The organism is Mycobacterium sp. PS03-16, from assembly GCF_004570325.1.
Classification (GTDB): Bacteria; Actinomycetota; Actinomycetes; order Mycobacteriales; family Mycobacteriaceae; genus Mycobacterium.
Window position 1 is genome coordinate 53,057 of record NZ_SPQO01000014.1, and the last position, 11,023, is coordinate 64,079.

The window sequence follows — 11,023 nt, forward strand, 5'->3', positions numbered from 1 at the left end:
GAAAGGCAGCCATGCGCGCGATCCAGATTGCCCAACTCGACGGTCCTGGTGCGGCGCAGGTCGTCGACGTCGCCGAACCGGACGGCGACGGCCAGGTGCTCATCGACGTGCACGCCGCGGGCGTCGCCTTCCCGGATGCGCTGCTCACCCGCGGGCTCTACCAGTACAAGCCCGAGCTGCCGTTCACCCCCGGCGCCGAGATCGCCGGCGTGGTCCGCAGCGCACCCGCCGACAGCGGGCTCGCTGCGGGCGACCGGGTCGCGGGGTTGACGATGCTGTCGGGCGGAATGGCCGAAGTGGTTGCGCTGCCTGCGGATCGGGTGTTCCCGCTACCGGATGCGGTGTCGTTCGAGGCGGGCGCCGGGTTGTTGTTCAACGATCTGACGGTGCATTTCGCGCTGCGCACCCGCGGCAGGCTGGCCGAGGGCGAGACCGTGCTGGTGCACGGCGCCGCCGGCGGCATCGGCACCTCGACGCTGCGCCTGGCGCCGGCGCTGGGCGCGTCGCGCACCATCGCGGTGGTGAGCACCCCGGAAAAGGAGGCGGTGGCGCGGGCCGCGGGCGCGTCGGAGGTGGTGCTGGCCGACGGATTCAAGGACGCGGTCAAGGAACTCACCGGCGGTCGCGGAGTCGACATCGTGCTCGACCCGGTCGGCGGCGACCGGTTCACCGATTCGATCCGGTCACTGGCACCCGGCGGGCGGTTGCTGGTGGTGGGGTTCACGGGCGGCGACATCCCGACCGTGAAGGTGAACCGTCTGCTGCTCAACAACGTCGACGTGATCGGCGCCGGCTGGGGCGCATGGACATTCAGTCACCCGGGGTATGTGCGCGAGCAGTGGGCCGAACTGGAACCGATGCTGGCCTCGGGTCAGGTGCCTGCCCCGCAGCCGGAGGTCTATCCGTTGGACCGCGCCGCGGACGCGATTGCCGCGCTGGAGGATCGGACCGCCAAGGGCAAAGTGGTCGTCGCGCTGCGCTGACCGGCGGCCTGGGAGTCAGGACGCGGTGAGCTGGTAGTCCATCGGCGGGCCGTTCGGCCCGACGGCCGCCTGGTCGGCCACCGCGGCGGCGACCGGCTGGCCGGACTGCACGGTGGCGAACACCGAGACCCGGTCGTCGACCGAGAACGACGCGGCCGGCGTCGCCGCCTGCTGGCGGTCGACGGTCACCGCAGTGGTGTCCGGGGTGATGCGGTAGGTCTGCACCACGCCGTTGTCGCTGCGGGTGGTGACCGAATCGGCGGTGACCGCGATGACGGTGCCGTGCTGGGCGACGGGCGCGCTGGACGCCTGCGGGGCCTGCGCGGCGGGCGTCGCCGCGGATTCGGGCGTCGAGAAGTGGACGAACGCTCCGGCGAGGACACCGGCCGAGGCGACGGCGAACGACAGCGATCCGCCGACCACCACGGGCCAGTTCGTCGGCCGGCGTTCGGCTATCGCTGCAGGTGCTCGATGCTTTCCACTCATTACCTCTCAACTCCACTTATCTCGTCGGCGTCGAGGCTCCTGTACCCGAGGGCTCGAGGCCGCAAACCGCATCGGCCCTGCGTACGCGGCGGGCAACGGCGTTGACCTGCGAGGATGCCGCCAAATTCACGGCGCCGTCAGGGCCGCGGCGAGCACTCTCGCGGCCCTTGTGACAGAACTCGACGGACGCTCCGGGCGACCCGATCCGATCAGCTCGCGGCCGGTGCCGTCCGCCCGGCCGTCTCGGGCAACAACACGAGACTCACCAGGCTCACCAGCGCCACGGCGCCCATCATCGCCGCCACCCCCCACGTGCCGAACGAGGCGTACAGCGTCGGCGAGATCACCGGCGGGACGGCGCCGCCGACGATGCCACCGAGGTTGAGCGCCAGCGCCGCGCCCGTGTAGCGGTACCGGGCGGCGAACAGTTCGGGCAGGAACGACGCCAGCGGCCCCATGCAGAAGCCGATCACGGCGTAGGTCGCCACGACGCTCGAGCTGAAGACGATCTCGCTGCCCGCACCGATGAGCGGGAAGACCATGACCGACCAGGGCAGCGCCACCGCCGCGCCGATCAGCAGGACGCGGCGACGCCCGCGGGTGTCGCTGAGGATCGCCGACGCGGCCGCGCACCCGACCGCACACACCCCGCCGATCACGCCGACCAGCAGGATCAGCCCTGTGGGGTAGTCCATGTGGTCTTCGGCGTAGTGGGTGAAGAACGTGCCCGCCTGGTACACCAGCATCGGCACGCACGTCGCGGCGCCGGCGGCCAGGAGGACGCCGCGGCCCTGCTCGCGCATCAGCGCGGCGAGCGGCAGGCCGTGATGGTCCTCGGTCGTCGCCTCGGCGTGTACGGGCGATTCCTGCACGCGCAGCCGGATGTAGAGCGCGGTCGCGATCAGCCCGGCGCTCAGCAGGAACGGGATGCGCCAACCCCATTGCAGGAAGGCCGAACTCGTCTCGTCCATGGCGAGGTGCACGACGAGGAAGACCAGGTTGGCCATGACCAGCGCGGTGCCCAGCCCGAGCTGGGTGAACATGCCGTAGAACCCGCGCCGGTCGGCAGGGGCGTGTTCGGCGCTCAGCAGCGCCGAACCGGCCCACTCCCCGCCGACCGCGAACCCCTGCACGAGGCGCAACACGATCAGCAGCAACGGCGCCGCGATCCCGATGGTGTCGGTGCCCGGGATCAGCCCGACCCCGACCGTGGACACACCCATCAGCAGCAGCGTGATGACCAGGACCTGCTTGCGGCCGATGCGGTCGCCGAAGTGGCCGAACACCGCCGCGCCGATCGGCCGGGAGACGAACGCGGTCGCGAATGCGGCCAGCGAGGCGGTGGTCGCCATGACGTGGCCGAGGTCGGGGAAGAACACCGTGGGGAACACCAGCGCGGCGGCGGTGCCGTAGATGAAGAAGTCGTAGAACTCGATCGCCGATCCGACGTAGCCGGCGCGCGCCACCTGGCGCAGCGACCGCCCGGTGCCCGCCTGCTCGCGGCGCGCCGAGCCCACCCCCCGTGTTGCCATGGCGTCGATAGTGGCACGGGCGTCCCAGCGGTGACCGGCGAATCGCGCTAGGTGCCTGCCACCCGCTGCGGCTGGGCGCCCGGCACCTCCACGTCGGTCGGCAGCTCCCAGTGCAGACCCTGCTCGGCGTCGAATCGCCGTGGCTTGTAGCGCAGTAGCCCACCACCGGGGTATGGGGTGTACTCCCCGAACCAGACGGTGCCGTCGACGGCGTAGAGGTCGACGCGGATGAAGTCCCATCCAGTGCCCAGCACGCTGGCGATCTCCAGCATCGTGTCCAGCTCGGCCGGCCGCGGCTCGTCGGCCACCGGAAAGATCCGCCACCGCACCGGCAGCCGGTTCCACGCGGTGTCGAGGAAAGTGGCGGTCTGCTTGCCGAAGCGGCCCCGGTTGACCTGGATGAGCTCGACGCGGCCGTCGAAGACGAAGAACTTGTAGTCGGCCGGGGGCAGGCCGTCGGAGGTCGGGATGCGTTCCTCGACGAGCAGCAGCGGCCGGGCCTGACTGTAACCCCACTCCCCCAGTTCCAGCGGGGTGCGCGTCCACCAGTCGCGGGTACGGCGCAGCAGCGTGTCGACGTCGGTGCCGGCCTCCGGGCCGAAGATGACGTGGCCGCTGCTGTGGTTGGGTTTGAGCACCCACGGCGGCAGGGCGGCGAGATCGGGCGCGTCGCGTAGATCCGGCCCATACCAGTAGGTTTCGGGGATGCGAAGGTCGGCTCCCGGATACGCGGCGCGCGCCATCTCCTTCATCCGCAGCTTGTCGCACGCGGCGACGATCCGGTCGCGCCGGTCATAGAGGATGCGCCAGTTCACCTTCTCGTTGAAGGTGCGCGGCCGGCGGAAGTTGCCGGGCGAGCCGATCATCGTCAGGTGAAAGCCGTGGCGCAGCAGCGGCACCGGGATCCAGCTGTAGAACCTGCGCTGCGCGGCCAGCAGCGGCGCCGGGACGGGGATGTTGAGACGGCGGGGCATCGCGTCGTCGCCTAGGCGGCGCTGGTGAGATAGCCGCCGCGGCGGAAGAACTCGGCGCCGCTGCGCTCGACGCCGTCGGCGCCACGAACGCGGGTGATCACCAGGCCGCGGTTGCCGCCGCGGTAGGCGTCGGGGCCGCACACCACCGCGCCTCCGCCCTCCTGCACGATCACCCGCCCGGGCGTCCCGCCGTAGCGGGCGTCGGAAATCTTCGACTCGAGCACCTCGATCTGTTCACCGCGGTAGAAGGTGAACGGGCGCGGGTACGGTTCGGACAGGGCCCGCACGAACCGCTCGAGATCCTCGGCCGGCCAATCCCAGTCGATCAGGCTGTCGCGCGCGGAACGCTTGTGGAAGTAGGTCCGCTCGGCCTTGTCCTGCGGCCGCCACTGCGCGGTGCCGGACTCCAGCGCCGCCAGCGCCTCCTTAAGCGCACCGGGGATGAGATCGATACCGCGCAGCACCAGTTCGGTGCCGGTGTCGGTCGGCCCGATCGGCAGGGAATGCTGGATGAGGATGTCGCCGGTGTCGAGCCCCTCGTCCATGCGGTGGATCGTCAGGCCGAACTCGGACTCGCCGCTGATCATCGTCCACAGCACCGGGGAGAATCCCGTGCACTTGGGCAGCAGCGAGTCGTGCATGTTGAGGGTGCCGTGCGGCGGCAGCTCGTACAGTTCCGGCGGCATCCACGTGTACCAGCTGTTGACGACGATGACGTCAGGTTCGGCGCGCTTGACCAGGTCGATGGTCTCGCTGTCGATGCCCTCGGTCAGGTGGACCGGGATGCCGTGTTCGCGCGCCAGCTCCTCGACCGAGTCGGAGAAGATCCCCTTGTAGGAGTCGTCGCTGGCGGGATGGGTGACCGCGAGCGGAATGTCGTGTTGCTGGTCGATCAGTGCTTGCAGGGTCACCCGCCCCCAGGTCTGAAAACCGAACGACACGATGCGCATGACGAAAACCTCACTGTTTCGGTACTTGTGCTGGCTGCAGGTGCGACGCCCAGGTCCGAGCGTTAGCCACAAGCTAGAGAGGTTACGTTACCCTTACCTAAGTTGCATGCTTCACCGTGCAATGAATTTGACAGGTACGTCACATTGCTGAATCTGCATGCGATGAGTTCGAGCGTGCCCGCGGCCTATTCTCCCGAGACTCGCGCGGCGAGGGAAGCACTCTCGAGGTCTTCCAGCGCAACGCCCCGTGTCTCCGTGATCCGCCAGACCGCGACGATGGTCACGACACCGCATCCGGCGGCCAGCACCACCAGCGGCGTGCTGGACGGACCGTCAGCGAGGAGGCCACTCGCGATCAGCGGAGTGAATCCTGCGCCGAGGAGTGCGGCGAGCTGATAACCCATCGAGGCTCCGGTGTAGCGAACCCTGGTTCCGAACATCTCCGAGAACAACGCTCCCAGCGGTGCGTACATCAGCGACTGCAGCACCTGGGCGATGACCATGCCCACGAACAGCAGAGGGACCGACCCGGTGTCGATGAGTGCGTAGAACGGCCAGGCGTAACAGACGATTCCGACCGCGCCGGTGACGATGACCGGTCGTCGGCCAAGCCGGTCGGACAGCGCCGAGAACAGCGGGATCGTGACCAGAGCGGTTGTCGAGGTGAAGATCAACGCCGTCATCACATCCGTGCGGTGAAAGCCGATCGCCGTGGCGTAACTGATCATGTAGGTGCTGATCAACGCCGTCAGCGCGAAGGGGCCGATCCCGACCGCGCAGGCCAACACCAGATTTCGCGGTCGCCGCAGGATGTCGACGAGAGGGATGCGATCGGTGCGCCGGTCGGCGTTCTTCGCCTGCGCGAACACCGGGCTCTCGGTGACCGACAACCGCACGTAGATGCCCAATGCGAGCAGGAGCAGGCTGATGAAGAACGGAATCCGCCAACCCCACGACAGGAACGCCTCGTCCGGGAGCAGGGTGATCACCGTGACGGCCGCCACGGACAGCAGCGAACCGATGGGTGAGCCCATCTGCATCACGCCGTTCCACGTTCCGCGCCGATGAGGTTCGGCGTGCTCGGTCACCATCAGCGTGGCTCCGCCCCACTCACCCCCGATCGCAACGCCCTGAATGACGCGGAGCGCAACCAGGAGTATCGGCGCGGCGATGCCGATGGACGCGAACGTCGGGAGCACGCCGACCAGGAAGCTGGCCACACCCATCAACGCCATCGTGAGTACGAGCATCGATTTGCGGCCCACCCGATCGCCGAAGTGGCCGAACAGGATGCCGCCGACCGGACGGGCGACGTACCCGGCGGCCAGTGTCCCGAAGGCGGCGATGGTGGCCACCGCTGGATCCGACTCCGGGAAGAACACCAGGCCGAACACCAGTGCACTCATCGTTCCGTACACCAGGAAGTCGTAGTACTCGATCGCCGTCCCCAGCAGGCTGGAGAGTGCGACGCGGCGCAGTAGCACCTGCCCCTGCGGCAATGTGTCGGTCATTCGCAGTCCCTCGAGCGGTCGGCAGGCGTCGTGTCATCCTGACCCTTCTCCGTCGCCCGGCGGTGGAGCCGTCTCGATCAGCGGAACGTGTCGCTTCGACCGGCCGTCATCGGGCGGAACATGTCACCCGATGACAAGGCACGGAATTCGGGCATGGTGAGCCGGCACGCGGGCGATTCGAACGCCACGGTGGAGTTGACGGCGGCTCGGCAGCAGCGCCGTGCCCGAATCATCGCCGTAGCAATTGACTCGGCGGCGCACGGTTACGACGCGGTGCACATTCGGGTGGTTGCGGAGCGCGCCGGTGTCGCTGCCAGCACCGTTTACCAGTACTTCTCGTCGAAGGATCATCTGCTGGTGGCCTGTCTTGACGAGATGGTCGCCGCCTGGGAGTTGAGCGTCCGCGCGGAGACGCGCCGGATCAGCGATCCGTATCGCCGACTGCTGCACGTCGCCGACACCGTCACGCGAGGTCTCTTGTCGGCACCGCTGCTCGCCTCTGCGGTCACCCGGGCGTACCTGTCCGCGGACAGCGCGGCGTCAGCACACGCAAACTCGGTGCGTCACCGGCTGAGTCAGATGATGACCGCGGCGCTGGCCGGTACCTGCGCCACGGATCAGCACGCAGAGATCGGTGACCTCATCGCCGATCTCTGCGTGGCGAACATGCTGGCCCTCGTACAGGGCCGTGCCACGGCAGTCGAGGCACGGCACCGGCTCGAGCGCACCATCGCTGTGCTCAGCCGTCACCGGGTCGAGGAGCTGCCTCACTGCTCGTGACGCCCGCGAGTGCCTGTTCGCGTGTGATCTCCAGGGCGATGTCGATGAGCTGGTCTTCCTGGCCGCCGATCAGCTTGCGCTGCCCGGCGCGGTGCAGCAGCTGGTGGGCGGGTACGCCGTAGCGTTCGGACTGGCGGATGGCGTGTTTGAGGAAGCTGGAGTACACCCCCGAATAGCCCATGATCAACGCGTTGCGGTCGAGCAGGCACTCCTGAGGCATCGCGGGCGCCACCACCTCCTCGGCGGCATCGGCGATGTCGAAGAAGTCGATGCCGGTCTTCACGCCGATCTTGTCGAACACGCCGATCAGCGCCTCGACCGGCGCGTTGCCCGCACCCGCGCCGAAGCGGCGGCACGACCCGTCGATCTGCTTGGCGCCCGCGCGCACCGCCTCGATCGAGTTGGCCACACCCAGCCCGAGATTCTCGTGGCCGTGAAAACCGACCTGCGCGTCGTCGCCGAGTTCGGCGACCAGCGCCGCGACCCGGTCGCGCACACCTTCGAGCACCAGCGCCCCGGCCGAGTCCACGACGTAGACGCACTGGCAACCGGCGTCGGCCATGATCCGCGCCTGCGCGGCGAGTTTCTCCGGCGGAATGGTGTGGCTCATCATCAGGAAGCCGACCGTCTCCAAGCCCAGTTCGCGGGCCAGCCCGAAATGCTGGATCGACACGTCGGCCTCGGTGCAGTGCGTGGCGATGCGGCAGATCGACCCGCCGTTGTTCTGCGCCTCCTTGATGTCCTCCTTCGTGCCCACACCCGGCAGCATCAGAAACGCGATCTTGGAGTTCTTCGCCGTCTCGGCGGCGAGCTTGATCAACTCCTGCTCCGGGGTCTTGGAGAACCCGTAGTTAAAGCTCGACCCGCCCAGCCCGTCGCCGTGGGTCACCTCGATCACCGGCACCCCGGCCGCATCCAGCGCCGCGACGATCGCGCCCACTTCGTCGGTGGTGAACTGATGGCGCTTGTGGTGCGACCCGTCACGCAGCGACGTGTCGGTCATCCGGATGTCCCACATCGGATCGAAATAGATGTCCCCGCTGATGCTCATGATTGGCCTCCCGCCGCAACCGTGAGAGATTGCTTGGCGATCTCCTCGCCGACCTTGGCCGCCGCAGCGGTCATGATGTCCAGATTGCCCGCATACGGCGGCAGATAGTCGCCCGCACCCTCGACCTCGATGAAGGTGGTCACCACCGCCTGGCCGCCGGAATTCATCGACGGGTCGTCGAACTGCGGATCGTTGAGCAACCGGTAGCCCGGCACGTAGGTCTGCACCTCGGCCACCACATCGCGGATCGACTGCGCGATCGCGTCGCGGTCGGCGTCCTCGGGAATCGCGCAGAAAATGGTGTCGCGCATGATCATCGGCGGATCGGCCGGATTGAGGATGATGATCGCCTTCCCCCGCCTGGCGCCACCGATGACCTCCACCCCGTTGCTGGTGGTCTTGGTGAACTCGTCGATATTCGCCCGGGTCCCCGGACCCGCCGACGCCGACGACACCGACGCCACGATCTCCCCGTAAGGCACTCCCCCCTTATCGACCACCGCGCGGGAGACCGCATGCACGATCGGGATGGTCGCCTGCCCACCGCAGGTCACCATGTTCACGTTCGGCGCGTCCAGATGCTCATGCAGGTTGGCCGGCGGGATCACCCCCGGACCCACCGCGGCCGGCGTGAGATCGATCGCCCGGATACCCGCCTGCGCATACCGCGGCGCGGCGGCCTTGTGCACATAGGCGCTGGTCGCCTCGAACACCATGTCGGGCTTCTCCGACTGCCCCAACAGCCAATCCACCCCCTCGTGCGAGGTCTCCAACCCCATCTTGCGCGCCCGCGCCAACCCCTCAGACTCCGGATCGATCCCGATCATCCACCGCGGCTCGAGATACTCCGAGCGCTGCAACTTGTAGAGCAGATCAGTGCTGATATTGCCCGACCCGACAATCGCAACTGACATCTTCGTAGGCATGTCCCTCCCCTGTTCAATCCGAGATCTGCGCGCCCCGCGGCGCGGCCATCGCTTTGACATCCATACCGCCGAGCGATCCGGTTCCGACCTCGGCGTTGTGTGCGTGCGCGAAGTGGTGCAGCCCGAACACCGAGTCGATCCCGTTGCGCAGGCCCATCTGGTCCTCGCACTGGTTGACCGCCTTCTTGGTCAGCGCCAGACCGAATCTCGGCATGGCCGCGATCCGTGACGCGAGCCGGCGGGCCTGCTCCTCGAGCTGCTCACGGGGCACGACGCGATTGACCATCCCGACCTCGTACGCACGGCGGGCGTCGAACCGGTCACCGGTGTAGAGGAACTCCTTGGCGAACCGCGGACCGAGCACCCACGGGTGCGCGAAGTACTCGACACCTGGGATGCCCATACGGACAACGGGATCCGAAAAGAAGGCATCGTCGGCGGCGACGATGAGGTCGCACACCCAGGCGAGCATCAACCCTCCCGCGATGCACGCGCCCTGCACCATGGCGATCATCGGCTTGGGGATCTCCCGCCAGCGGCGGCACATCCCGACGTAGACCTCCATCTCCCGGGCGAAGCGCTGGTCTCCCCCGGACTTGTCGACGTGGTCCCACCACATCACCGCCCGATTGTCGTAGGTCACGTGGTGGTCGCGGTCGGGTGTGCCGATGTCGTGTCCGGCGCTGAAATGATCTCCGGCCCCGGACAGTACGATGACCGCGACTTCGTCATCGTCGACGGCCCGTTGGAAGGCGGCGTCCAACGCATAGGTCATCACGGAGTTCTGCGCGTTGCGGTAACGCGGCCGGTTCATCGTGACGACGGCGATCCCGTCACTCACCCGATAGGTCACCACATCCTGGTCATCGTGCACCGGGCCATCGTCGCACCGCCGCCGATGCCGCAGATTCCCGTCGTCCGCTCACCGGACGTCACCCACCTCACACCGACGTGAGGTGTCAGGCTTGACCCATGACCACCGATCTCGAGATCCCCCTCCAGGAAGTGGCGACGCCGTCCGGCACGCTGCGCTACTACGACACCGGTGAAGGTGCACCGCTGCTCTTTCTGCACGGTTCCGGACCGGGCGTCACCGGATGGCGCAACTTCCGCGGCATCCTTCCCGCCTTCAGCGGCGAATTCCGTTGCCTGATTCTGGAATTTCCCGGGTTCGGGGTGAGCGAGGACCAGGGCGGTCATCCCATGGTCACCGCGCAGGGCGTCGTCGCGCCGTTCCTCGATGCGATCGGGGTGGAGCACGTCGACATCGTCGGCAACTCCATGGGCGGTGGAGTCGGCATCAACTTCGCCATCCACCATCCCGAGCGGCTGCGACGCCTGGTCACGATCGGCGGTATCGGCACCAACGTGTTCAGCCCCGGGCCGAGTGAGGGCATCCGGCTGCTGCAAGAGTTCACCGAGGACCCGACACGTCAGCGACTCGTCGACTGGCTGCACTCGATGGTGTACGACCCGGCGTTGGTCACGGATCAGCTGATCGAGGAGCGCTGGCAGCTGGCGACGGATCCGGAAACCCTCGCCGCGGCCCGCCGCATGTACGGTAAGGCGGCGTTCGCCCAGATGATGGCGTTCATGCGGAGTTCCGATGCGCCGCTGCCGTGGGCGCAGATGCACAAGGTGGCCGCACCCACGCTGCTCACGTGGGGGCGCGATGACCGGGTCAGCCCATTGGATATGGCGCTGATTCCCATGCGCACCATTCCCAATGCGGAGCTGCACGTGTTTCCGAACTGCGGGCACTGGGCGATGATCGAGGCCAAGGCCGCGTTCGAGGCGACGGTGCTGTCGTTCCTCAGACGGGGGTAGCGG

Annotated in this window: 11 protein-coding genes; 3 read left to right on the forward strand and 8 right to left on the reverse strand. The window is 67.9% G+C overall.

Annotated elements, in window-relative coordinates; genetic code table 11:
• Positions 1-11 precede the first annotated feature (11 nt).
• Complete coding sequence (locus E4P42_RS13935; RefSeq protein WP_135126664.1) at positions 12-983, forward strand: NADPH:quinone oxidoreductase family protein; 972 nt, start codon at positions 12-14, stop codon at positions 981-983.
• 15 nt (positions 984-998) lie between these two features.
• On the opposite strand, the gene E4P42_RS13940 is transcribed toward E4P42_RS13935, so the two are convergent.
• From E4P42_RS13940 to E4P42_RS13960, 5 genes are all read right to left on the reverse strand, one after another.
• Entirely contained in the window at positions 999-1,409 is a 411-nt protein-coding gene (locus tag E4P42_RS13940) for a hypothetical protein (protein ID WP_245234016.1), read from the reverse strand.
• A 269-nt stretch (positions 1,410-1,678) separates the two neighbouring features.
• Positions 1,679-3,001: an MFS transporter gene (locus E4P42_RS13945; RefSeq protein WP_135126666.1), complete on the reverse strand. Its 1,323-nt coding sequence runs from the start codon at positions 2,999-3,001 to the stop codon at positions 1,679-1,681.
• A gap of 47 nt (positions 3,002-3,048) precedes the next feature.
• Entirely contained in the window at positions 3,049-3,975 is a 927-nt protein-coding gene (locus E4P42_RS13950; RefSeq protein ID WP_135126667.1) for an ATP-grasp fold amidoligase family protein, read from the reverse strand.
• Positions 3,976-3,986: 11 nt separating this feature from the next.
• Positions 3,987-4,925: a methionyl-tRNA formyltransferase gene (locus E4P42_RS13955; RefSeq protein ID WP_135126668.1), complete on the reverse strand. Its 939-nt coding sequence runs from the start codon at positions 4,923-4,925 to the stop codon at positions 3,987-3,989.
• 185 nt (positions 4,926-5,110) lie between these two features.
• Positions 5,111-6,436 (reverse strand): MFS transporter, encoded by a 1,326-nt coding sequence (locus E4P42_RS13960; protein WP_135126669.1) that lies wholly within the window; start codon positions 6,434-6,436, stop codon positions 5,111-5,113.
• Positions 6,437-6,589: 153 nt separating this feature from the next.
• On the opposite strand from E4P42_RS13960, the gene E4P42_RS13965 reads away from it, so the two are divergent.
• Positions 6,590-7,216, forward strand: coding sequence for a TetR/AcrR family transcriptional regulator (locus tag E4P42_RS13965; RefSeq protein ID WP_135126670.1), 627 nt, complete (start codon positions 6,590-6,592; stop codon positions 7,214-7,216).
• On the opposite strand, the gene dmpG is transcribed toward E4P42_RS13965, so the two are convergent.
• From dmpG to E4P42_RS13980, 3 genes are read right to left on the reverse strand one after another with little or no spacing between them, the layout of a single operon-like run.
• The gene (dmpG, locus tag E4P42_RS13970) at positions 7,176-8,267 is read right to left on the reverse strand and encodes a 4-hydroxy-2-oxovalerate aldolase (RefSeq protein WP_135126671.1); all 1,092 of its coding nucleotides are present in this window, start codon (positions 8,265-8,267) and stop codon (positions 7,176-7,178) included. The two genes, E4P42_RS13965 and dmpG, sit on opposite strands and share 41 nt — an antisense overlap.
• Complete coding sequence (locus tag E4P42_RS13975; protein ID WP_135126672.1) at positions 8,264-9,193, reverse strand: acetaldehyde dehydrogenase (acetylating); 930 nt, start codon at positions 9,191-9,193, stop codon at positions 8,264-8,266. Before E4P42_RS13975 ends, dmpG begins: the two co-directional genes overlap by 4 nt.
• Positions 9,194-9,206: 13 nt before the next feature.
• Positions 9,207-10,067: an enoyl-CoA hydratase gene (locus tag E4P42_RS13980; protein WP_135126673.1), complete on the reverse strand. Its 861-nt coding sequence runs from the start codon at positions 10,065-10,067 to the stop codon at positions 9,207-9,209.
• A 98-nt stretch (positions 10,068-10,165) separates the two neighbouring features.
• On the opposite strand from E4P42_RS13980, the gene E4P42_RS13985 reads away from it, so the two are divergent.
• Positions 10,166-11,020, forward strand: coding sequence for an alpha/beta fold hydrolase (locus E4P42_RS13985; RefSeq protein ID WP_135126674.1), 855 nt, complete (start codon positions 10,166-10,168; stop codon positions 11,018-11,020).
• Positions 11,021-11,023 lie beyond the last annotated feature (3 nt).

What these genes read in the sequence shown, in the direction of transcription:
- E4P42_RS13935 (WP_135126664.1), top strand. Translation starts at nt 12, where the DNA reads ATGCGCGCGATCCAGATTGCCCAACTCGACGGTCCTGGTGCGGCGCAG.
- E4P42_RS13945 (WP_135126666.1), bottom strand. Translation starts at nt 3,001, where the DNA reads ATGGCAACACGGGGGGTGGGCTCGGCGCGCCGCGAGCAGGCGGGCACC.
- E4P42_RS13950 (WP_135126667.1), bottom strand. Translation starts at nt 3,975, where the DNA reads ATGCCCCGCCGTCTCAACATCCCCGTCCCGGCGCCGCTGCTGGCCGCG.
- E4P42_RS13955 (WP_135126668.1), bottom strand. Translation starts at nt 4,925, where the DNA reads ATGCGCATCGTGTCGTTCGGTTTTCAGACCTGGGGGCGGGTGACCCTG.
- E4P42_RS13960 (WP_135126669.1), bottom strand. Translation starts at nt 6,436, where the DNA reads ATGACCGACACATTGCCGCAGGGGCAGGTGCTACTGCGCCGCGTCGCA.
- E4P42_RS13965 (WP_135126670.1), top strand. Translation starts at nt 6,590, where the DNA reads ATGGTGAGCCGGCACGCGGGCGATTCGAACGCCACGGTGGAGTTGACG.
- dmpG (WP_135126671.1), bottom strand. Translation starts at nt 8,267, where the DNA reads ATGAGCATCAGCGGGGACATCTATTTCGATCCGATGTGGGACATCCGG.
- E4P42_RS13975 (WP_135126672.1), bottom strand. Translation starts at nt 9,193, where the DNA reads ATGCCTACGAAGATGTCAGTTGCGATTGTCGGGTCGGGCAATATCAGC.
- E4P42_RS13985 (WP_135126674.1), top strand. Translation starts at nt 10,166, where the DNA reads ATGACCACCGATCTCGAGATCCCCCTCCAGGAAGTGGCGACGCCGTCC.